Source organism: Robertmurraya sp. (assembly GCF_036676585.1).
Taxonomy (GTDB): Bacteria; Bacillota; Bacilli; order Bacillales; family Cytobacillaceae; genus Robertmurraya_A.
The window spans coordinates 40,855-64,708 of the sequence record NZ_JAKFCQ010000164.1; the positions used below are offsets into that span (position 1 = coordinate 40,855).

Below are 23,854 nucleotides of genomic sequence, written 5' to 3' on the forward strand. Positions count from 1 at the left end.
ATGAATTTTTGTTGGATTTAGCAAGAACGCTTAGCAATCCGATGAAACATTAGCTTCATTCTCTTTTAAGAACATTATATTCTTTTTCTAAGTACATGAAAACTAAATTTATCGGCTCTAAAGTAGTTTACCGAAAAAAGGATTGGTTCATCCATTTCGTCAAAATGCATTTGCTTTAAAACAAGCAAAGCAGTTTCAGGATCACATTCTAAGATGGGAGAAACTTTTTCGTGATAACCGATCGGTTCGATTTGAGCCACTGCGTATGTAATATTTCGATTTGCTTCCTCTTCTAGTATGTTGAAGATGGATTCTTCTCCATGTGAAAAGGTCTCAGGCAGAATTTTGTTGGGAACTTTGTCGATACAATATACAACAGGTTCTCCATTGGCTGTACGAACTCTCTCCATTACCACAATTTCGTCATCTACAGAACATGAGAAACGACGGATGTCCTCTTCGGTAGCTCCTTGAGTTGATGAGCTCAAGAAAATGGTACCTGGTTTCATACCTGCTTGAACAATCATGTTCGTTACACTATTTAGTTGTTCAATTCCCGACGTAAATAGAGGCTTAGCATGGACAAACGTCCCTACTCCATGACGGCGAATGATGACGTTTTCCTCTTCAAGAATTCTCAGAGCTTCTCGAAGCGTCGCCCTGCTCACACCGAGCTGCTTAGCAAGGTCAAATTCAGACGGGAGCTTTTCTTTCTCTTTGTATATCCCCGACTCAATATCCTTTTTTAGCCGATCGATGACCTGTAAATACAAATGTCGGTTATCTGACTTAATAGACATGCAAGCATCCTCCAACCATTTCTAAAGACATCAGACCTCTGATGTTCAATCATTCCTACTAATCGAAAATACTATAACACTTTTTTAGGTATAAATAAATAGAGTTTAGAAATTTTGTCGAAAAAACGTGTTAACTTATTTTACACGTTGCCCTTACAGTACTCTACGATAAATTATGCCACACTAAACATAGTGAAAACGTTTCCAATATGTTCTAATTAGAAAGGCGATATAAATCGCCATTCCTAGTCTATTTTTCCTACTGAGGCATCTTCAGCAGGTTTCGCCATTAACACTGTACGCGGTTTACTTCCTTCGTATGGTCCAACAACTCCTCTTAGCTCCATTTCATCAATAAGACGTGCTGCACGAGAATAACCTATACGAAATCTACGCTGTAGCATTGAGACGGAAGCCGTTTGCATTTCAAGAATAAGATCAACAGCGTCACCATATAAATCATCATCCACTTCAGAGGTATGCTCAGGTATATCATCTGGAATCATTTCCTGTTGATACTGTGCCTTTTGTTGACCAATAACAAAATCGACTACTTCTTCTACTTCTTCATCCGATAAAAATGCTCCCTGTACGCGAATAGGTTTTGATGCACCTACTGGCATAAATAGCATATCCCCACGACCAAGCAGTTTTTCAGCTCCTCCGGAATCCAAAATTGTCCGCGAGTCGATTTGAGAGGATACGGCAAAAGCAATTCTTGACGGAATATTTGCTTTAATAACACCTGTAATAACATCAACCGATGGGCGCTGAGTAGCAATAATTAAGTGAATACCAGCCGCACGAGCCATTTGAGCTAATCTTGTAATAGCATCCTCCACATCAGAAGAAGCCACCATCATTAAATCAGCAAGCTCGTCCACAATAACAACAATATACGGAAGAAGCGGTTGCTTCGAATCTTCCTCCATATTGATTCTGCGAATATAATCATTATATCCTTCAATATTACGTGTTCCTGTATGGGAAAAGAGCTCATATCTTCTTTCCATCTCACTAACTACCTTTTTTAATGCCTGTGAAGCCTTCTTTGGATCTGTCACAACAGGTGCTAATAGATGTGGGACTCCATTATAAACATTCAGCTCAACCATCTTCGGGTCGATCATCATTAATTTCACTTCATGAGGCTTGGCTCTCATTAAGATACTCGTAATAATTCCATTAATACATACACTCTTACCGCTACCAGTTGCACCAGCAACAAGTAAGTGAGGCATTTTGTTTAATTCAGCTAAAACTGCTTCGCCCGTAATATCACGGCCAAGTCCAATCATAAGCTTTGATTCTGGTCGATCATTATTCTTTGACTCTAATACTTCACGCAGCGATACCATAGCAACCTCAGAATTAGGTACCTCAATTCCAATTGCCGATTTTCCTGGGATGGGTGCTTCCATTCGGATATCCTTAGCCGCTAAGGCAAGTGCTAAATCATCACTTAAATTAACAATTTTACTTACTTTCACACCTACATCTGGATGAACTTCATACTTTGTAACCGCTGGACCTAGATGAACTTGTGTTACTTTTGCTTTTACTCCAAAACTTAAGAACGTTCGTTCAAGCTTTGCTGCATTTGCATGTATTAGCTCATACTCACCACTTTGATCCGTATGACGAGGTGCTTTTAACAAATGAATCGGCGGTAGCTCATAATCTTTATTTTCAACTTCCGTAAAGGTAATCGGCGGAACACTTTCCTCTTCCGTTTGTGACTGCACTTTCCCTTTTTTTGCCGATTGTTCCACAGGTGGTTCAGTATAGGCTCTCTCTGTGAAGCTAGAAATAATAGGTTCAATAACTCTTTCTTCTTCTGGCGGTGTCATTGCACTAGAAATAGGAATGACTCTCTCTTCTTGTTCCTTTTTTTCTACTTCTTTTCGTTTTTCTTCTTTCTTTTTCTTGGTTTTTTCCGAACGCTCTTTTCTCCAAGTTTTCATATCATCGCCAAAAGCATGAAGCTGATTCTTAAGAAACTGACCAAATGAAATAATGGCTTTTCCTAGCGGCTCACCCAATGTTCTACCTGTGAGCAAAATGAAGCCAATAACAAAAAATAGAGCAGCAATAATTTTTGTTCCTGCCTCAGCAAACAAATAATAGGACATGGCAAATAACAGTGCACCAATCATTCCCCCGCCTAAGTCGGTTGTACTCGTTTCACCTCTAACTTCCATCCAATAAAGCTCGAAAGTATTTTTTATTACACTTGGGCTTTCTGTTCTACCATCATTTGCAAGAAGTTCAAACAATGTAACATGGCTCAGAAGTAATAGGGCAGAAACAATAAAATACATTCCAATCAATTTACTCTGGAAAAAGGATGGAATTTCACGTTTCCACATAAAATACGCACCGATGACAGCCAAACTAATTAAATTCACCATATACCATTCGCCTGAAAAGAAGCGAAAGAACATTACAACAGCATGTCCAACCGCACCAAGTCTGGCAATAGATATAGTAGCTAATGCAATTAGTATGAGTCCAATGAGTTCGAATTTAACCGTTCGCTTAAAACCATCCTTACTTCTTGTTTGTCGTCTTTTTTTCTTTGCCATTTTATCACCTTACTGTTGAATTGTTACTACTATCTTAGTCGTTTGTTATATGTACTAAACCCTTTGATAAAGACAAGAAAAGCAGCCTCAGTTGGCTGCCTACCTGATACAACTATATTATAGCATAATATATCCATCCTGAAGACACGCTTTACAAGAAAGATATTTTTGCTCCTGGTGTACATCTTTCATCTAAAAAATGAGCCGGGTCGCTACTCATCACACGAACCACTCGATAAACACCTTCAGCGTCAGATTCAACTAATAAAGGAATCCCATCAAGATCATACATTTTCTGTTGAGTAACTTCCGGATTGTCATTCGGATAAATCATTTCTGGTGGGGTGAGTGTATAAAGGATCATTGAACCATCCCCTCTGTTCCTTCACTGGTAATCGCAATCAGTTCATTTAACTTCTTCATTGCTTGGCCAATTCCGCCAACTTCATCGATTAAGCCGTATTTTACAGCATCCGTACCCACTACATTAGTACCGATATCTCTTGTGAGGTTTCCTTTTTCAAACATTAATTCTTTAAACTTCTCTTCTGTTATCTTAGAGTGCTTTGTTACAAAAGTAACCACTCGATCCTGCATCTTATCTAAATACTCAAAGGTTTGAGGCACACCGATAAATAAACCGGTCAAACGGATCGGATGAATCGTCATCGTTGCTGTCTCTGCAATATATGAGTAATCACAAGATACCGCGATTGGTACTCCAATTGAGTGGCCACCACCTAACACAATGGACACCGTTGGCTTAGACAGAGAGGCAAGCATCTCAGAGATTGCCAGCCCTGCTTCCACATCTCCACCTACCGTATTGAGGACCACAAGCAACCCCTCAATCTTCGGGTTTTGCTCAATTGCTACGAGTTGTGGAATGAGATGTTCGTATTTCGTCGTTTTGTTTTGCGGAGGGAGGGTCATATGACCTTCAATCTGACCGACAATCGTTAAGCAGTGTATTTTTGAATCCTGTGCTAACTGTGGGACATTCGTTTGTCCTAGCTGTTGGATTTTTTCGATTAAGCTAGATGATTTTTCTTCCTTTGGGGTTTCTTGTTCGTTTCCCCCTCCATCATCCGGTTTATTATATTTAATTGGTTCCATACCAAATCTCCCTTCAGACATGATATCGTTAGTATGAAACCCATGATGGTTTTTCATGCGAGAAATGGAAATTTGAAAAAAGCTCACGAAAAAAAACTTTTTCGTGAGCTTTTTAATCTTATATTTCCATAATAATTGGGAGAATCATTGGTCGACGTTTTGTTTTGTCATATAAAAATTGATTTAATTCATCTCTCATGCTTTGCTTCATCGTTCCCCAATCAAATGATTCTCTAGTTGTGTTTCTTTCTACAATACTTCTTACCAGCTGTGTGGATTCTTCCATTAGCTTTTCTGACTCTCTTACATAAACAAAGCCACGTGAGATTATTTCTGGACCAGCAGTGATTTTCTTTTCTGCTCTGCTTAGCGTGACAACAACGATTAAAATTCCATCCTGAGATAATAAACGGCGATCCCTTAGGACGATGTTACCGACATCTCCTACACCACTGCCATCGATAAGCACATTGCCGGCAGGTACTTTTCCAGCGGGTTTAAAACGCTCATTTTTAATTTCTAATACCTCTCCTCTTTCTGGAATGAAAATACGATCCGTTGTAATCCCACATTGGGCAGCCACCTTGCTATGAGCCTTTAGCATTCGATATTCCCCATGAACAGGAATAAACAGTTTAGGTTTCATTAAGTTGATCATAAACTTCAGCTCTTCTTGGCTACCATGGCTAGAGGTATTCACGATTCTCTTTCCGGAGATCACATGTGCTCCTGCACGGTACAACATATCAATGGTTTTATAAATAAACACTTCACTCCCTCTGAGAGGAGAGGCAGCAATAAGAACCGTGTCGCCTTTTTTGATATTTACTTGTCGGTGAATTTGTTTTGCCATTTTTTGAAGGGCTTCAATCGGTTCACCTTGTGTTCCAGTTGTTAACACTACAATCTCATCGTCAGCATAATTATCAATTTCTTCAATTGGAATGATTAGCTCATCGTGAACTTGCAAGTACTGTAAATCCAAGGCAATGTGAAAAATCTTCTCCAGGCTTTTTCCTACTACAGCAATCTTTCTTCTGCTTTCATATGCTGCATCAAACACATGCTGAATTCGATTTATGTCAGATGCAAATGTTGCTGCGATAATTCTTCCTTTTGCATTATAAAAAGCATCAGACATTTCCCTTACAACAATTGATTCAGAAGGTGTATAGCCAGGCTTTTCGGCTTCCGTGCTATCAGATAGTAAGCATAAAACCCCTTCTTCCCCAATTTGCGCCATTTTTCCAATTTCAGGTTTATAAAGTTCAGTCGCTGCCTGGTCAAATTTAAAATCGCCTGTATATACAATTGCACCTTCAGATGTATGAACACTGATACCGACAGAGTCAGGGATGCTATGATTTGTTTTGAAGAAAGACACTTTACACGTATCAAAATTTACAACAGATTCTGAAGTAATGATCCGGAAATCCGTTTTTCCTTTGTATTCCTGCTCGTCCAATTTTGCTTTTGCAAGTGCAAGCGTCAGCTTCGTTCCATATACAGGAACATGTAACTCTCTTAATGTATAAGATAATGCCCCAATATGATCCTCATGTCCATGCGTTAGAAAAATAGCTTTCACTCGATCTTTGTTTTGAATTAAATATGTAATATCTGGAATAACAATATCAATTCCTAGCATTTCATTTTCAGGAAACATTAACCCTGCGTCTAAAACAAATAAATCACCGTCCACGTCAATAACATACATGTTTTTCCCGAATTCCCCGACTCCCCCCAGAGCCACAAGCTTAATACTTTCATTCTTTCTCTTATTCAAAGTAGAATCCTCCTATGCTGTCAATTCATCCGACCCAAGATCAGTTATGATTATTATACTTGAATGATGAAATCCTTTACAACCAAAATTAAACTTGTTTGCTTAGGAAGTGGATAAATCTGTATTTACATCCTTGACTTAGGCAAATACGGTCAAATTCCCACATAATAAAAGGCCAACCCACAATGAGGTTGACCTAATGCTTTATATTTTAGCGAAATAACGCGATAATCTGTGCTCTTTCTTGTTCATTCAATGGTACTAGAGGAAGTCTTACCGACCCCACATCAAGACCTTTAATTTGAAGAGCTGTTTTTACAGGAGCTGGGCTCGGTGCTTTAAACAATCCTTCCATTAATGGCAGGAGTTGTTGATGCTTCTTTGCAGCCTCTTGAATATCTCCATTTACAAAGGCTGACACCATTTCTTGCATCTCATTTCCGATCACATGTGATGCTACTGACACAATCCCTACCCCACCAATAGAAAGAACTGGAATCGTTAGCCCATCATCACCACTGTATAACAAAAAGTCATCATCTGTACCAGCAATAATTGCCGTCATGGCATTTAAATTACCACTAGCCTCTTTAACCGCTACAATATTATCGATTTTAGATAAGCGAATGATTGTTTCTGGTAAGATATTGACAACTGATCTACCTGGGATATTATACACCATAACAGGAAGAGTTGTTGCCTCAGCCGCTGCCTTAAAATGCTGATATAACCCTTCTTGATTTGGTTTATTGTAATAAGGAGCAACGATCATCACAGCGTCTACGCCAATTTCCTCTGCTTTTTTTGTTAGCTCAATGGTCGCATATGTGTTATTGCTTCCTGTTCCTGCAATAACAGGAACACGCTTATCTACAACCTTCACCACATGTTGAAATAATGCGATTTTTTCTTCCTTCGATAACGTTGGAGACTCACCGGTTGTTCCAGCAATAACTAGTGAATCCGAACCGTTTTCAATCAAGTGATTGATTAATAATGTTGTTTTTGCAAAATCAATATGCCCTTTGCTATCAAAAGGCGTAACCATCGCCGTAGAGACTCGACCAAATAAAACCATATTGCCACTCCTTTAAATCTAATCCACTTAGAAAAAATCTTTAGTTCTCTTCATCAAGGTTAAAGGCATCATGCAACGAGTTAACGGCTGTTACAAGATCATCTTCCTTAACAAGAACCCATATCGTTGTATGACTATCAGCCGATTGAAGGATACGAATTCCATTTTCAGAAAGAGCTGATACAATCTTTGAAGTAACTCCGGGAACACCTGCGATTCCTGCACCTACAACAGATACTTTTGCACAGTTTTTCTCAAACTCAGGTTCATGACCCAAATCACGAAGAACGGTAAGTGCCTTATCCGTCATTTCACTGGATACGGTGTAAACCACGCCATTAGGTGAAATGTTAATAAAATCAACGCTAATCTTCTCATTGGCCATTGATTTAAACACTTCAGCTTGAAGGTTATATTGACCTTTTTTAGCAAGCACTTTAATTTGAGTAACAGGTGAAAGATGTGCAATACCTGTTACTGTCCGTTCTTTTATATCACTTCCGCGATGATCATTCGAACTAGAAGTAACAAGCGTTCCTTCTCCATCCGAATAAGTAGAACGAATTCGGATCGGCACCTTCGCTTGCATAGCAATTTCAACCGCTCTTGGGTGAATGACTTTCGCACCCTGATACGCCATATTACATACTTCTGTATACGTAACAACCCCAAGTGGTCTAGCATTTTCAGCAATTCTAGGATCTGCTGTCATAATTCCTTCGACATCTGTAAATATGTCGATAACCTCCGCTTTTAAAGCTGCTCCGAGTGCTGCAGCTGACGTGTCACTTCCTCCACGTCCTATCGTAGTAATGTCACCATTTTGAGCGGCACCTTGAAAGCCTGCAACAACCACTACATCGTGTTGTTCTAGTTCTTCAATCACACGCTCACATTTCATCTTAATAATTTTCGCATTTGTATGGTCATCAGTAGTTAGAAAACCTGCTTGCGCACCAGTTAACGATGTTGCGTTAACCCCTGCCTCAAGCAGTAAGTTAGAGAAGACCACACTCGAAATGGCTTCCCCACATGACAGGATTAAGTCCTGTTCACGTTTAGAAATTAGACTTTGTGCACCGCCGATAAGGGAAAGCAGAGTGTCTGTAGCATATGGATCACCTTTTCTACCCATAGCGGAAACAACGACCACCACTTTATACCCTTCAGCTAATGCATTTTTAATATGTCCAATTGCAAGATTTCGACTTTTTTCATCTTTTACTGAAGTGCCACCGAATTTTTGAACAATCATTTTCATTGTTACACCTCTAGTTTTACAGCTTTAAATTTCTATTTTACAATACCTAACTTCACTAAACTTTCTGCGATTTGGACAGAGTTCCATGCAGCTCCTTTAAGGAGATTATCTGAAACAACCCACATATGGAAGCCTTTTTCATTGTCCAAATCCTTACGAATACGGCCAACAAATACATCATTTTTACCAACACAATTTGCAGGCATTGGATATAGTTGGTTTTCCGGGTCATCTTGAAGCACGACTCCTGGCGCATTCTCTAGTAAGTCCTTAACATCCTGTGCAGTTATACCAGCTTGATCTACTTCAACAAATAGTGACTCAGAGTGTCCTGTCGCAACTGGGAGACGAACGCAGGTAGCTGCCACTTGGATTTCTGGTAAGTGCATAATTTTCTTTGTTTCATTAATCATTTTCATTTCTTCATACGTAAATCCGTTTTCTTGGAACTTATCAATTTGTGGAATGGCATTAAAAGCAATTTGATAATGCTTTTTATCAGATTTTACTGGCAAGATTTTTGGTTCGTAACTTTCATTAGCTACGATTGCTTTTGTTTGCTCGTACAACTCTTCCACCGCTGCCGCACCAGATCCAGAAACCGCTTGATACGTTGAAACGATAATTTTATTTAATCCATATTGCTTACGAATTGGTTCTAATGCTACGACCATTTGGATCGTAGAGCAATTCGGATTAGCAATAATTCCTTTATGTTCATGTAAGTCCATTTCATTTACTTCAGGTACAACAAGTGGAACATTTTCATCCATGCGGAATGCGCTTGTGTTATCCACAACAATAGCACCATGCTTAACCGCTTCTGGTGCTAGTTCAAGTGATACGCTTCCACCTGCACTAAATAACGCAATATCGACCCCTTCAAAGCTCTCTGGCTTTGCTACTTGAACCGTATGTTCTACGCCTTTAAAAAGGACTTTACTACCAGCTGAACGTGGTGATGATAATAACGTTAATTTTGAGATTGGGAATTCTCTATTTTCAAGAGTTTGAATCATTTGTTGACCTACTGCTCCTGTTGCTCCCACAACAGCTACATGAAATCCTTTTTCTGATAATGCCATTTCGTTATTCCCCTTCCAATATCTCTAATGTTCGATATGAATTCTAGTAAAACATTTATCGCATTATTAAAAACATCAACATGTAATAAATGTCCTTTGTACCGCCATTCTGTTCCATGGCTATATAATAACATTTATTTTAACATATTCATGCATTAATGAAGTACATTTTTTATTTAAGCCGTGCAAAGGAATCTATTTTTCCTCGTAACACGGCTTTTAGTCTATTGCTAGAGTTGGATGAGGGCATATTACCTCTATAGTCTACTGTGCATCTTTATACCTTTCGACGAGTACTGGTTGAATTTGTCGGCCAGAAAGAGCAGCTTCCACTGTATCGGATAGCATGGTCATACGTGCGACTAATGAATTTGGTTTTTTAACTGGGTCATCTTGACCGTACGGAATAAAATATATATTTTTTGTCGCCATCAATCTCATCAAATTGACTCCATTTAAGCCAAGAGCATCATTCGTGGAAATCCCTAATACTACGGGTTTTCCATTTCTCAACGTCGCTTTGGCAGCCATTAACACAGGAGAATCAGTCATCGCATTAGCAAATTTACTCATTGAATTTCCAGTTAGTGGAGCGATAATCATGCAGTCTAATGGAATCTTTGGTCCCAGCGGCTCTGCACCAACAATTGAATCAATCACTTTATTTCCAGTTAACTTTTCAATTCTTTCAATCCAATCCTCACCTTTTCCAAAGCGAGTAGTTGTATTTTTCACGGTATTTGTTACCACTGGTAATACTTCTGCACCAGCATTGATAAGATTCTCTATTTCTGGATATACAGCATCATACGTACAGTGAGAACCCGTTAAACCGAATCCGATTTTTTTCCCTTGTAAGCTCATTTTACTTCCCCTTTCTTGATTGCATATCATCCAACAGCAGTTGAGAAAGAACGTTTGCCAAAATTTGACCTGCCGTTTTTGGAGCAACGATGCCCGGAAGTCCTGGGGCCAAAAGAGCTTTTATTCCTCTTTTTTCAGCATATCGAAAGTCGGTTCCACCAGGCTTTGATGCTAAATCAATGATCAGTGTATGAGTAGGCATTCTTGAGATAACGGAAGCCGTGACAACTAAATCAGGAATCGTATTGATACAAATATCAACATCCTTCACCTGTTGCGATAGTTCGTCAAGGTGAAATGGTGTTAAAGCCATTTCAGTAATTCGAGCAATATGCTCTCCTTTTCTCGCTCCCACTTTCACTTTTGCTCCTAAAGCAGAGAATGTGCGTGCCACACTCATTCCTACTCTCCCTAAGCCAAGCACCATAATCGTTGATCCATGTATAGTAAAGTCGGTGTGCTGAATTGCCATCATAATCGTACCTTCTACTGTCGGTATGGAATTATAGATAGCAACATCGTCCCGTTCGAACAATTTCACGAGTCTTCGTTTGGAGTCCCCCGTAATTTTATTCAAGTATGCATTGGAAATTCCGGAATAAATCGTACAATGTTCTGGTGTTTGCTCTAAGTGTTCTGCTGTTAAAACTACTTTTTCATTCGAGAAGATCGTTTCTACTTGACCTTCCATATTCGTTCCAGCTACCGGCAAAATGATCGCATCTATATCTGAAAATACTACTTCATCCATTTTCTCCTTTACTGCACCAGTAAAGGCATGGTCGAGTTGCTCAAAGCCAATCAAAGAGAGCTTCGCATCGAGCTCTGTTAGCTTTCGGACGATTTCGAGCTGTCTTGCGTCTCCGCCTATGACTGCTATTTGCATCCCTGTTAGCATGAAACACTCACCTTCTTTTTAAATGATCCAAATCCAAATCTTACTGCATTACTCCAACATACTATGTATTTACCCCAGAATCGGTGAGTTTTCCTAGGAAAAAAGCCTAAATAAAAAAAAGAACTGATGCCTATGCACAGTTCTTTACTCCTCTTGAATATCAATGATAATCATATCCGTCCCAATTGTTTTTATATGCTTCCATGGAACTCTTACTTCTCCACCTTGCCTTTTAAAACCAAACCATTTGACCGAGGGAATTAAAAGAGCCTGTATTTGGCCATTGCTTTCGTTTATCTCTAAATCCGTCTGACCAAGTATACCAAGCCTTTCTGCTTTTTTGACATCTACAATTTCCTTCCCGCTCAATTCACTTAGTCTCAATTTCATCTCTCCCCCTTTTGTCCTCTCTATATCCTAGTATAGGGAAGATAAATATATACGTAGGAATAAAAAGAAATAACAAAAAAGCCTGAGCAGAAAATCTCAGGCTTTAAAAATTATATGTTTTTTGGAAGAACTCCGTCTGGACTAATCAAGGACACAGAATACTTGTCATTGAAGATTTTATTAGCCATAGCATCTACACCATCTTTTGAAACGGCATCAATTTGCTCAACAATTTCATCAAGCGTACGATGTCTTCCTAATAGAAGCTCGTTCTTCCCGTTACGACTCATCCTACTATTGGTGCTTTCAAGGCTAAGCATTAAGCTACCCTTTAGCTGCTCCTTACTATTTCGAAGCTCCTTATCTGTAATACCTTCATCCTTTAGCTTTGACAAGGTTTCTTGAATCGTATCAAATAATACGTCCAACTGCTTTGCACCTGTACCACCGTAAATCGTGATTACTCCAGAATCTTGGAACGAGGAATGATAAGAATACACAGAATATGCAAGACCACGCTGTTCACGAACCTCTTGGAACAACCTACTACTCATACTTCCACCTAATATATTATTTAGAGTGATCAGGTTATAAATTTCCTCATCCCCAACCTGTAACCCTTCAAATCCTATACATAAATGGGCTTGCTCCGTTTCTTTCTTTCTTGAAAGTCGGTTTGTATGAAACTCAGGCTTTTCAAATTGATTGTTCGATTTTCCTGCCTCGTATGACCCGAACAACTTCTCGACTTCTTGAATAAAGGCTTCAGAAATATTTCCTGCAACCGAAATAACCACATTTTCCGGGGTGTATGTATCATGCATATATTGCTTTAGCGTGTCTCCTGTAAAGGTTGCTAAGGTATCCTCTGTTCCCAAGATTGGATACCCGAGAGAATGGTTTTCATAAATTGCTTTACTTAAAAGATCATGAACGATGTCATCTGGTGTGTCATCATACATTTTAATTTCTTCATATACCACATTCTTTTCTTTATCTAATTCTTCAGCAACAAATGTCGAGTGGAAAAACATATCAGATAATACATCAAGAGCAAAGCTAGCATGGGTATCAAGAACCTTTGCATAATAGCAAGTATATTCCTTGGATGTAAAGGCGTTCACTTGTCCACCAATGCTATCGAAGCTTTCTGCAATTTCCCTAGCACTTCTAGTTTTTGTTCCTTTAAAAAACATATGCTCAAGAAAATGCGAAATTCCGTTATTTTCAGGTGTTTCATTTCGAGAGCCAGTTCCGATCCAAACTCCGATTGCGACGGATCGAACCGTAGGGATATTTTCTAAAACAATTCTAACCCCATTTTGGCATGTATATCTCTTTATCACGTGAACTCCTCCTGTTCTACAGCGTACTGCTACGATAATTATACGTTTTCTGGTGTGACTATCAATTATTCTTGCTCATTTAATACCGATTTCTTCATGATTCGTTCTTCACTCAATAACTCAGACACCGTATTAATTTCATATTTTTCAAGCTTAATTCGTTTAATAAGCTCATCAAGAGCTTTTGCCGTTGAATCGGTTGGATGCATGAGAATCATAGCTCCTTTATGCACTTTACCCATCACACGGTTGATAAGTTGATCTGGGGTTGGCTTTTGCCAGTCAATGGTATCGACACTCCACATGACAGTTCCAAGCTTATACTCTGCTGCAATTTTCACTACTTCCTCACGGTAGCTTCCACTTGGCGGAGCGAGCCAAACAACTTCCTCTCCCGTTGTAGCTTTTATCACTTCGTTTGTTTTCACAATTTCTTCTCGAATTTTCGCTGAAGAAATTTGCTTCATATCTGGATGAGTGTAAGAATGGTTACCAACTTCATGACCGGCCTCAACAATCATTTTTGCAAACTCCGGATTTTCTTTTACCCATCTTCCTTCAAGAAAAAAGCTTGCATGAACATTATTCTTTTTTAACGTTTCCAAAATTGGTCCAAGGTACTCATTTCCCCATGCGACATTTATAATAAACGAAACCATTGGCTTATCTGGGTGGCCTTTATAAATGGCGGTCGGGGGCAAATCCTTTAAATGAACTGCTGGTGTTGTCTGTATGTATACGAGTTTGGCTGCATCGAATTTCCCGTCCTTTTTCATCTTAGCATAACTAGCAGAAATGTCGACTTTTAAGCCGTTATATCCAGGAATGGCCTTCCAAACAGGGTCAATCTTTGCATCTTGAGCTGGTTTTTCGTATTCTTTTGCTATTTCTTCAATCTCCATATACAGGGCATTTTTTTGACCTGAAGCAGGAATATTTATCACCTTTAATCCATGTACGTATCGATCCGTAAGCGGATTATTAACTAACATAATAGAGAGCATACCAATTATAGTAATAGTAATTAGTTTCTTCATTCATTTTCTCCTCCTTCACTTGTACATTATGTAGAGAAAGGACAAGGTAGAACAAGCAAAGGACAATTCTTTCTATGCACTAAAAACCAACTAATTGTAAGCGATGCCATTATGTTGTATGGAAAAAGCCAGGGAAGACCTGGCTTTTCGTTGTCACTCTTTATTTTTGGGCTTGTTCTTTTTGTTCACGTTGTTCCTTAAGAACGACTTTACGTGACAAGTTTACACGGCCTTGCTTATCGATTTCCATAACTTTTACTAAGATCTCATCACCAATAGCTACCACATCTTCTACTTTGCCTACTCTTTCTTCAGCAAGTTCAGAAATGTGAACTAATCCATCTTTTCCGCTAAATAGCTCAACAAATGCTCCGAATTTTTCAATTCGTTTTACTTTCCCTAAATACATTTGTCCAATTTCAACTTCACGAACGATGTCTTCAATGATTTTCTTAGCTTTTTGGTTCATTTCTTCATTAGTAGATGAGATGAAGACTGTACCATCTTGCTCGATATCAATTTTTACGCCAGTTTCTTCAATAATCTTATTGATTTGCTTTCCGCTTGGTCCAATAACATCACGAATCTTATCAGGGTTGATATAAATTGTAATAATCTTTGGTGCATACTTAGAAAGCTGTTCTTTCGGATTTGAAATCGTCGCAAGCATTGAATCAAGAATTTGCATACGGCCTTTCTTTGCTTGCTGCAATGCTTCTTCAAGAATTTGTCTTGATAAGCCTTCGATTTTAATATCCATTTGTAAAGCTGTTACACCTTTTGACGTACCAGCCACTTTAAAGTCCATATCGCCCAGATGGTCTTCCATTCCTTGGATATCAGTAAGGATTGTGTAATGCTCACCAGATTTCACAAGACCCATCGCAATACCAGCTACAGGAGCTTTAATTGGAACACCAGCGTCCATCATTGCCAAAGTACTCGCACATATACTTGCTTGGGATGTAGAACCGTTTGATTCTAACACTTCTGATACAAGACGAATCGTGTACGGGAAATCCTTTTCAGAAGGAATAATTGGTTCTAATGCACGCTCACCTAACGCACCATGTCCAATTTCACGACGACCAGGCCCACGCATAGGACCAGTTTCTCCAACAGAGAAATTCGGGAAGTTATAGTGGTGCATGAACCGCTTTTCTTCTTCAATTCCTAGTCCGTCTAGAATTTGTACATCTCCTAAAGCCCCAAGTGTACAAATACTCAATGCTTGAGTTTGTCCACGAGTGAACAGACCAGAACCATGTGTACGAGGAAGCAGAGCTACCTCTGATGATAGCGGACGAATCTCCTCTGGATTACGGCCATCAGGTCTAACCTTTTCTTCTGTAATTAAACGGCGAACTTCGCCTTTAACCATTTTATCTAAAATTTGTTTTACTTGTTTTAAGTCTTCGTCTTCTGCTTCTTCTTCCTCGTATTTTGCAATAACCGTATCCTTTACCGCACGGATAGCATCTTCACGAGCGTGCTTTTCTTGAACTTGAATGGCTTTAATCATGTCTGCTTCGCACATTTCACGAATTTCCGCTTCAAGTTCAGCATCTAGTTGATATAAATTAACTTCAGTCTTTTCTTTCCCAATTTCAGCAGCAATTTCTTCTTGGAATGCGATTAATCTCTTGATTTCTTCATGTCCAAACATTATTGCTTCTAGCATCGTTTCTTCTGGTACTTCTTCTGCGCCAGCTTCAACCATGTTAATTGCATCTTTTGTTCCAGCAACAACTAAGTGCATATCGCTCTTTTCTGTTTCTGCAACAGAAGGATTAATAATAAATTGACCATCAATGCGGCCAACTGTTACACCTGCAATTGGACCTTCAAAAGGAATATCTGAAACAGAAAGTGCCAGAGATGAACCAAACATAGCTGCCATTTCAGATGAGCAGTCTTGATCCACACTCATTACCATACTAACTACTTGAACTTCATTACGGAATCCATCAGCAAACAATGGACGAATCGGTCTGTCAATTAAACGGCTAGCTAGTATTGCTTTTTCACTCGGACGTCCTTCACGTTTAATAAATCCACCAGGAATTTTACCTACCGCGTATAGACGCTCCTCATAGTTTACTGTTAATGGAAAGAAATCGAGTTTCTTCGGTTCCTTCGATGCTGTAGCCGTACTAAGTACTGCTGTATCGCCATAGCGAACGAGCACTGCGCCGTTTGCTTGTTTAGCAAGCTGCCCAATTTCGACGGAAAGCTTACGACCAGCCCATTCTATCGAATAGATTTTCTTGTCTTGTCCCATTTTTTACCCCTCTCTACCAATTCTCTTTGGTATGTTAACGTGTATTTACATGTATATAAATTGTTCTATCCCGTAATGGAGAACAAATATAAGAATATAGGCGAATATTCTATAGTATGTACATAAATATGAATCCTTAAAAAGCTCTTTGATAGAAATTTATTGCTAACAAAAAAGCGGGAAAGAATCCCGCTTTAAAGATTAGCGACGTAAGCCAAGCTTCGTGATTAGTTCACGGTAACGAGTAACATCCTTGTTACGAAGGTATGTTAATAAGTTACGACGTCTACCTACCATTTTTAAAAGACCGCGACGTGAGTGGTGGTCCTTCTTATGAGTACGTAAGTGTTCATTTAAGTTGTTGATTTCCTCAGTAAGGACAGCGATTTGAACTTCTGGAGATCCAGTGTCGCTTTCATGAGTTTTGTACTCATTAATAAGTTCATTTTTACGTTCTTTAGTGATTGCCATCCGTTTCACCTCCTATTATTTCAATCCCCTGTAACTGAGCCAGCGTCGGTGAATCGACTAGCCAAGCAAAGGTTCATTTCGTACGTTTCTTAGAATACACTTTTTTATGACAAATTGCAAGGCTTAGTCTTTGAATTTTCAAAGTAAAGCAGTGAATTTTGTTTATCTCGCTCGATTTGCGCCACAAGTTCATCAATTCCAGAAAATTTCTGTTCCGAACGGAGGTATTTATGCCATTCTATCGTTACATACTCTCCATAAATTTGATCATCAAAGTCAAAAATATGGACTTCGACACTTGGCCTATTGGATTTTTCCTTATTAAAAGTTGGTTTAAACCCGATGTTACACACACCTTCTTGCCATTTTCCATTTACAAGCATTCGTACAGCGTGAACACCTAGTGGCGGTAAAATATATTCCTCATTTAAGTCAATATTTGCTGTTGGAAACCCTATCGTTCTTCCTCTTTTGTCACCGTGAACAACTATTCCTGTTGTCGTATAGTAACGGCCGAGTAACTCCGGAAGAGTCTCAAGTTGACCATTTTTTATATTATTTCTGATTAAAGTTGAACTAATTTTTTCATCATGGCTTTCGAGCTTAGGAACAACGGTAAAGGTGAAAGCTTGTCTTGAATGAAACGGTAGAGTTTCCATCGTACCTTTACCAAGCTTTCCGTAAGAATAATCAAAGCCAGCGACAACGTGAACAGCACCTAGTTCGATTAAGTATTGGTCGACAAACTCCTGTGGCAGTAGGTTGGCAAATTCGCTTGTAAAATTGACAACAAATAAGTAATCAACCTGTTGTTCAGAAATAATTTTGATCTTTTCTTCTAACGGGGTAATATACTCAACCTTTTCCACCTTTTTAAGTACAACTGATGGATGCGGAGTAAATGTCATAACCGCACTTTTTATTCCCTTTTCCTTGGCTATTTTCGAAGCCGTATCGATCACTCTCTTATGTCCTAAATGTACCCCATCAAAATAACCAAGAGCAACGACCATTGGTTGAAACATATCCTTTGAGAATTGATGAGGATGTGTAATATTTAAAACTTCCACAAGCTTTCTCCCTTTCTTTACCAACCTAATTCTCTATATGTAGTACCTTTGTTGGCTTCATTAGATTAGGCTTATGAGGATGGTGCATGTATATAGCTAGCGCCTTATGATCCATCGTTTCAAGAACAATGGGTTGTTTAATATCCTGTAGTATTTCAGGTATTTCAAGAACAGCTCCATTTTTCACTTTCTCAACTAATTTATCACTTATTTGATATTTCGGCAAATGAATAAGCGCTCTTTCAATGGGATATAAAGCGTTTAATATTGTTCCGTTGTTTACCATTTCCTCTACTTCGGAAAGTGTCTTACAGTCGTCTAGAGAAAATGAGGCTGACTCGGTGCGTCTTAAGTCAGACATATGGGCAGGGTAACCTAGTCGTTCTCCGATCATAACCGCTAACGTTCTAATATATGTTCCCTTGCTACAAGCAACACGAAATCGAAAAGAAATGGTTTCTCCTTCAAACATTTCACGGTCGTCTAAAAGCTCAATTGAATAGATTGTCACCTGTCTTGTAGGGCGTTCCACTTCAATTCCTTTTCTTGCATACTCATACAAACGTTTTCCATTTACCTTGACCGCTGAGAACATAGGTGGGGTTTGAGAAATCTCACCTGTCAGTTCCAATAACACAGCTTTTATTTGCTCGCGAGTAATCAAAGTTTCAATGACTTTCCTTTCAACCACTTCACCCGTAGCATCCTCGGTTGTTGTAGCAAAGCCAAGCGTTACTTCACCCTCGTATACTTTTCCTGCATCTGTTATGTATTCTGCAACCTTTGTTGCTCGTCCAAGGCAAATCGGTAAGACTCCATCTACCTCAGGGTCAAGTGTACCTGTATGCCCTATCCGCTTCATCCGCAGTATTTTTCTAAGCTTAAAGACACAATCGTGAGATGTCATCCCTTTAGGCTTAAATAATGGCAAAATCCCTTCCATTTCTGATCCTCCTGGTTTTTTCAATTAGAAAAAAAGGATAGACATGATGTCTATCCCCTTTGATCAATCTTCACGTTCGGTCCGTTCTTCCTTCGTCTCTTCCTTAATTTGATACAGAAGATTTTCGATTCGATTTCCATAGTCAATCGATTCATCAAATTCAAATGTAATTTCAGGAGTCTTTCTAAGACGAATTCTCTGCCCGATTTCCGAACGAATAAATCCTTTTGCTTTAGCTAACCCCTTCAGTGTATTCTCTCTTTGAAGGTCATCACCTAACACAGAAATAAACACCTTTGCTTGTTGAAGATCACCTGTTACTTGTACATCTGTAACAGTCACAAAGCCAATACGTGGGTCCTTTATTTTTCGACCAATAATTTCCCCAAGTTCTTTCTTCATTTGTTCTCCAACTCGATTAGATCTAAGGCTCATGGTAGTCACCTCTTTGTCATCCTTAGAAAACAATGCTGAAAAATAAGCACTGTCTATAGGGAACGATTTATCTATTTGTTTTACGCATGATATACATGCATATGAGGAAGAGTGATATCCCCCTCGTTTATGTTATTATATCCATTCCAAGTCCGTTATTGTGCGTTCGATTTCTGGAAATGAATCAATTAACTTTAATGCATGTTGCAGCTCTCTTTCAACGGCTACTTTTGAGGATGCTACCGATACAATAGCGATTTTGGTACGCTGCCATGTATCTTGATAATCAACCTCTGCTACAGACAGATTGTATCGTTGTCTAAGTCTCGTGATAATACGTTGAAGGACAGCTCTTTTGTCTTTTAAAGAATGGGCATCATAAATGAGGCATTCACAGGCGGCTAAGCCAATGATCATTTACGTTCCACTTCTTGCATAACGAAGGCTTCGATTACGTCCCCTTCTTTTACATCATTATAGTTTTTGATGGTAATTCCGCACTCATACCCTTGAGATACTTCCTTTGCGTCATCCTTGAAACGCTTAAGCGCGTCAATTTCACCTTCAAATACAACAATTCCATCACGGATTACACGAATTCCACTGCCACGAGCGATTTTTCCATCCGTAACGTAAGATCCAGCAATCGTACCAACCTTCGATACTTTGAATGTTTGACGAACTTCAGCTTGCCCAGTGATCTTCTCTTCGAATTCAGGATCAAGCATTCCTTTCATCGCTGCTTCAATTTCTTCAATTACTTTATAAATAATACGGTGCAAGCGAACATCTACATCTTCCGCTTCTGCAGCGCGCTTCGCATTATTATCAGGACGAACGTTAAATCCAATAACAATCGCATTTGATGCAGCTGCTAAAGTAATATCTGATTCATTAATCGCACCAACACCAGTGTGAATGATTTTTACATTTACACCTTCTACTTCAATTTTTTGAAGAGCAGCTGCAAGTGCTTCAGCTGAACCTTGTACGTCAGCTTTCACGATCAGATTAAGGTCCTTCATTTCCCCTTGCTTCATATGCTCAAATAAGTTATCTAGACTTACACGTGTCTTTTCTGAACGAGATGCTTGGATAGCAAGCTGTGAACGAGCTTCTCCCACTTGACGAGCTGTCTTTTCATCTTCAAAAACTACAAAGCGGTCTCCTGCAAGCGGTACATCATTTAAACCTGTAATTTCAACAGGAGTAGATGGACCAGCTTCTTTCACACGACGACCAAGGTCATTAACCATTGCACGAACACGTCCAAAAGTTGTACCAACTACGATTGGATCACCAATTCGTAATGTACCGTTTTGAACTAGAAGTGTAGCAACCGAACCTCTACCTTTATCTAGTTGAGCTTCGATAACTGTACCGATTGCCTTACGATTTGGATTTGCTTTATATTCTTCTACTTCTCCAACAAGAAGGATCATTTCTAATAAATTGTCGATTCCTTCTCCTTTTAAAGCTGAAAGCGGAACGAAAATCGTGTCTCCACCCCAAGCTTCAGGAACTAAACCATATTCTGTTAACTCCTGCATGACGCGATCAGGGTTTGCACTTTCTTTATCCATTTTGTTCACAGCAACAATAATTGGAACCTCTGCCGCTTTTGCGTGGTTAATTGCTTCGATTGTTTGTGGCATAACCCCATCATCTGCTGCAACTACTAAAATCGTAATATCCGTAATTTTTGCTCCACGCGCACGCATCGTTGTGAAAGCAGCGTGACCTGGTGTATCAAGGAATGTAATTCTCTTACCGTTTTCTTCTACTTGGTAAGCACCGATATGCTGAGTGATTCCACCGGCTTCTCCTGCAGTAACCTTTGTGTTACGGATTGAATCAAGTAAAGTCGTTTTCCCGTGGTCAACGTGACCCATAATAGTTACAACAGAAGGTCTTTCCACTAAATCTGCATCATTATCTTCTGTGAAGTATACTTCAAGATCAGTAACATCGATCTTAATTTCTTCTTCAACTTCCACACCATATTCAGCCGCAATTAGTTCAATTGCATCCTTGTCTAGTGATTGGTTAATGGTAGCCATTACACCTAATAAGAACAATTTCTTAATGATTTCAGATGGTTCACGGTGAAGCTTTTTAGCTAACTCGGCAACTGTAAGCGATTCAGTAAAAGTGATTTTTGCAGGTAATTCTTTCTTTTTAGGTGGCTGTGGTGGCTGCGACTGGTGTTGAACACGGCCTCTTTGTTGGTTGTTTTTCCCCTTTTTACCATTAAAAGCTTTTGTTTCTTTTGATTGGTTTTCTTGGGCACCTTTTTTCCCTTGGATAGCCTTCGGACCTGTTTTCACTTTTACTTTCGCAGGAGCCACATTACGATCGTCATCCTCATCAAAAGCACTAGCCTTTGTCTTGGATTGTACTTGAACGGCAGCAGGCTTTTGTTCTGATGTCTGCTTTGGAGCTTCCTTCTTTTCCCCGTTACCACCCTTAGCATATTGTTCGTCAAGCTTTTTAACTGTATCGTCTTCAATCATTGTCATATGGTTAGAAACCTCGATATTCATATCTTTTAATTTTGTAATGAGTTCTTTACTAGAAACATTATGTTTTTTTGCATATTCATACACTCGCATTTTACTCATGTTTACACCCCCGCTAGAATTAATCGAGCAACGTCTTTAGCTTCTTGGCAAATCCTTCATCTAGAACGGCCACGACTACACGGGCTTCTTTTCCGATCGCTTGACCGAGTAAAAAGCGGTTCTCAACTATTTTACAAGGAATGTTATAGGATTTGCATTTATCTGTCACTTTTTTCTGTGTGTTTTGGGATGCATCTGCTGAAAGCAAAACTAATTTTGCTTTATTGCTGCGAACCTCCTTAATGGAAAGTTCCTCCCCAGAAATCACTTTACGCGCTCGATTGGCTAAGCCAAGCAATGACATCCATTGATTTTGCTTCATTCGGATTGTCAATTCTCCTTCTCAACAAGCTCCAATAATTCTTCGTACACAGAATCGGTTACTTGAACTTGCAATTGATTCGATAAAATATTCTTTTTCTTCGCTAAAAGAATAGCTTCTTTGTCTTTCGTAAGGTAGGCACCTCGACCCGACTTTTTACCGGTTAAGTCGATGGAGACCTCGCCTTCCTTCGAGCGAACGATGCGAACAAGTTCTTTCTTCGGTCGCATTTCTCCGGTAGCAACACATTTTCTTAATGGAACCTTCCTATTCGTGTTCACCATCATCCACCCCTTTCTTACTCCTGCTCTTCTACGTACTCTAAATGTAAATCTGTATCTGCGTGGACGTCTTCCTCTTCATCATCGAACGATAGAATTCCTTCTTCACGAGGGAAGATACCAGCTTCTCTTGCATCTGTTTCTGATTTAATATCAATTTTCCAACCGGTCAACTTAGCTGCTAAACGTGCATTTTGGCCTCTTTTACCAATCGCAAGTGACAGTTGATAATCTGGAACAACTACTGTTGTTGCCTTGTCTTCTTCATTGACGATTACATCAAGTACTTTAGATGGGCTGAGCGCATTTGCTACAAATACAAAAGGATCATCCGACCATTTAACAATATCGATCTTTTCTCCCTTTAACTCGTTGACAATTGCTTGAACACGAGCACCTTTTGGGCCTACGCATGCTCCTACTGGATCAACTTCTGGATTATCAGAATGAACAGAGATTTTTGAGCGGTCACCTGCTTCACGAGAAACAGATTTGATTTCAACTGTCCCATCATAAATTTCTGGAACTTCAATCTCAAACAGTCTCTTTAAAAGACCTGGATGTGTTCTTGAAACAAAAATTTGTGGGCCTTTAGTAGTTTTTTCTACTTTCGTTATGAACACCTTAATACGATCATGTGGCTTATAACGCTCGTTTGGCATTTGTTCGTTCGCCGGGAGAATCGCTTCAATTTTCCCTAAGCTCACATAGATAAACTTTGAGTCCAAACGTTGGACGATACCAGTCATTATATCTTCTTCGCGGTCGATAAATTCAGAGTAAATAATTCCTCTTTCTGCTTCACGAACACGTTGAGTAACGACTTGTTTCGCTGTTTGTGCAGCAATGCGTCCAAAATCCTTTGGTGTTACCTCAAGCTCTACCACATCTTCAATCATGTAATTCGGATTGATTCGTCTAGCTTCTTCTATAGAAATTTCAAGTCTTGGATCGAATACTTCATCAACGACTTCTTTACGAGCAAAAACACGCATCGTTCCAACACCTAAATTTAGGTCGATTCGAACGTTTTGTGCTTGATTGAAATTTCTACGGTAGGCAGAGATAAGCGCCGCTTCAATTGCCTCAATAATCACATCTCGTGAAATTCCTTTTTCCTTTTCAAGCAAAATAAGAGCATCTAATAGTTCACTGCTCATGAAAATGGTCCCCCTTTAACACTC

23 protein-coding genes are annotated in these 23,854 nt (G+C 39.3%); all 23 read right to left on the reverse strand.

What is annotated here, in order from left to right; genetic code table 11:
* Positions 1–74: 74 nt before the first annotated feature.
* A complete protein-coding gene (locus tag ACGLXV_RS20530) occupies positions 75–800 on the reverse strand; it encodes a GntR family transcriptional regulator (protein WP_119707595.1) in 726 nt (241 codons plus the stop codon).
* A gap of 245 nt (positions 801–1,045) precedes the next feature.
* Entirely contained in the window at positions 1,046–3,385 is a 2,340-nt protein-coding gene (locus ACGLXV_RS20535) for a DNA translocase FtsK (protein WP_391560133.1), read from the reverse strand.
* A gap of 151 nt (positions 3,386–3,536) precedes the next feature.
* Entirely contained in the window at positions 3,537–3,749 is a 213-nt protein-coding gene (locus tag ACGLXV_RS20540) for a YlzJ-like family protein (protein WP_119707593.1), read from the reverse strand.
* A complete protein-coding gene (locus tag ACGLXV_RS20545) occupies positions 3,746–4,501 on the reverse strand; it encodes a ClpP family protease (protein ID WP_391560134.1) in 756 nt (251 codons plus the stop codon). The genes ACGLXV_RS20540 and ACGLXV_RS20545 overlap by 4 nt, the downstream gene beginning before the upstream one ends.
* Before the next feature lie 118 nt (positions 4,502–4,619).
* On the reverse strand, positions 4,620–6,287 hold the full coding sequence (locus tag ACGLXV_RS20550) for a ribonuclease J (RefSeq protein ID WP_391560135.1): 1,668 nt from the start codon (positions 6,285–6,287) through the stop codon (positions 4,620–4,622).
* Between the two features lie 211 nt (positions 6,288–6,498).
* Positions 6,499–7,365, reverse strand: coding sequence for a 4-hydroxy-tetrahydrodipicolinate synthase (dapA, locus tag ACGLXV_RS20555; protein ID WP_391560136.1), 867 nt, complete (start codon positions 7,363–7,365; stop codon positions 6,499–6,501).
* A 40-nt stretch (positions 7,366–7,405) separates the two neighbouring features.
* Positions 7,406–8,626, reverse strand: coding sequence for an aspartate kinase (dapG, locus tag ACGLXV_RS20560; protein ID WP_391560137.1), 1,221 nt, complete (start codon positions 8,624–8,626; stop codon positions 7,406–7,408).
* Positions 8,627–8,658: 32 nt separating this feature from the next.
* Positions 8,659–9,711, reverse strand: a complete 1,053-nt coding sequence (gene asd / locus ACGLXV_RS20565) for an aspartate-semialdehyde dehydrogenase (protein WP_391560138.1) — start codon at positions 9,709–9,711, stop codon at positions 8,659–8,661.
* A 264-nt stretch (positions 9,712–9,975) separates the two neighbouring features.
* On the reverse strand, positions 9,976–10,575 hold the full coding sequence (gene dpaB, locus ACGLXV_RS20570; protein WP_119707587.1) for a dipicolinate synthase subunit B: 600 nt from the start codon (positions 10,573–10,575) through the stop codon (positions 9,976–9,978).
* Between the two features lies 1 nt (position 10,576).
* The gene (dpaA, locus tag ACGLXV_RS20575) at positions 10,577–11,473 is read right to left on the reverse strand and encodes a dipicolinic acid synthetase subunit A (RefSeq protein WP_119707586.1); all 897 of its coding nucleotides are present in this window, start codon (positions 11,471–11,473) and stop codon (positions 10,577–10,579) included.
* A 144-nt stretch (positions 11,474–11,617) separates the two neighbouring features.
* Entirely contained in the window at positions 11,618–11,857 is a 240-nt protein-coding gene (locus ACGLXV_RS20580; protein WP_066053414.1) for a YlmC/YmxH family sporulation protein, read from the reverse strand.
* 116 nt (positions 11,858–11,973) lie between these two features.
* Positions 11,974–13,209, reverse strand: coding sequence for a M16 family metallopeptidase (locus ACGLXV_RS20585; protein WP_391560139.1), 1,236 nt, complete (start codon positions 13,207–13,209; stop codon positions 11,974–11,976).
* A 65-nt stretch (positions 13,210–13,274) separates the two neighbouring features.
* On the reverse strand, positions 13,275–14,246 hold the full coding sequence (locus ACGLXV_RS20590) for a polysaccharide deacetylase family protein (RefSeq protein WP_391560140.1): 972 nt from the start codon (positions 14,244–14,246) through the stop codon (positions 13,275–13,277).
* A gap of 160 nt (positions 14,247–14,406) precedes the next feature.
* The gene (pnp, locus tag ACGLXV_RS20595; RefSeq protein ID WP_391560141.1) at positions 14,407–16,527 is read right to left on the reverse strand and encodes a polyribonucleotide nucleotidyltransferase; all 2,121 of its coding nucleotides are present in this window, start codon (positions 16,525–16,527) and stop codon (positions 14,407–14,409) included.
* Between the two features lie 201 nt (positions 16,528–16,728).
* Positions 16,729–16,998 carry a 30S ribosomal protein S15 gene (gene rpsO, locus ACGLXV_RS20600; protein WP_119707582.1) on the reverse strand — a complete coding sequence of 90 codons (270 nt, stop codon included), beginning with the start codon at positions 16,996–16,998 and terminating at the stop codon, positions 16,729–16,731.
* A gap of 104 nt (positions 16,999–17,102) precedes the next feature.
* Positions 17,103–18,068, reverse strand: a complete 966-nt coding sequence (gene ribF / locus ACGLXV_RS20605; protein ID WP_391560142.1) for a bifunctional riboflavin kinase/FAD synthetase — start codon at positions 18,066–18,068, stop codon at positions 17,103–17,105.
* 25 nt (positions 18,069–18,093) lie between these two features.
* Positions 18,094–19,011 carry a tRNA pseudouridine(55) synthase TruB gene (truB, locus tag ACGLXV_RS20610; protein WP_391560143.1) on the reverse strand — a complete coding sequence of 306 codons (918 nt, stop codon included), beginning with the start codon at positions 19,009–19,011 and terminating at the stop codon, positions 18,094–18,096.
* Positions 19,012–19,074: 63 nt separating this feature from the next.
* On the reverse strand, positions 19,075–19,446 hold the full coding sequence (gene rbfA / locus ACGLXV_RS20615) for a 30S ribosome-binding factor RbfA (RefSeq protein ID WP_119707580.1): 372 nt from the start codon (positions 19,444–19,446) through the stop codon (positions 19,075–19,077).
* 135 nt (positions 19,447–19,581) lie between these two features.
* Positions 19,582–19,863 carry a DUF503 domain-containing protein gene (locus ACGLXV_RS20620; protein WP_119707579.1) on the reverse strand — a complete coding sequence of 94 codons (282 nt, stop codon included), beginning with the start codon at positions 19,861–19,863 and terminating at the stop codon, positions 19,582–19,584.
* The gene (infB, locus tag ACGLXV_RS20625; protein WP_391560144.1) at positions 19,860–22,067 is read right to left on the reverse strand and encodes a translation initiation factor IF-2; all 2,208 of its coding nucleotides are present in this window, start codon (positions 22,065–22,067) and stop codon (positions 19,860–19,862) included. Before infB ends, ACGLXV_RS20620 begins: the two co-directional genes overlap by 4 nt.
* A 19-nt stretch (positions 22,068–22,086) precedes the next feature.
* Entirely contained in the window at positions 22,087–22,389 is a 303-nt protein-coding gene (locus tag ACGLXV_RS20630; RefSeq protein WP_119707577.1) for a YlxQ family RNA-binding protein, read from the reverse strand.
* Between the two features lie 8 nt (positions 22,390–22,397).
* Positions 22,398–22,670 (reverse strand): RNase P modulator RnpM, encoded by a 273-nt coding sequence (gene rnpM / locus ACGLXV_RS20635; RefSeq protein WP_119710529.1) that lies wholly within the window; start codon positions 22,668–22,670, stop codon positions 22,398–22,400.
* 17 nt (positions 22,671–22,687) lie between these two features.
* On the reverse strand, positions 22,688–23,830 hold the full coding sequence (gene nusA / locus ACGLXV_RS20640) for a transcription termination factor NusA (RefSeq protein ID WP_119707576.1): 1,143 nt from the start codon (positions 23,828–23,830) through the stop codon (positions 22,688–22,690).
* Positions 23,831–23,854: the final 24 nt, after the last annotated feature.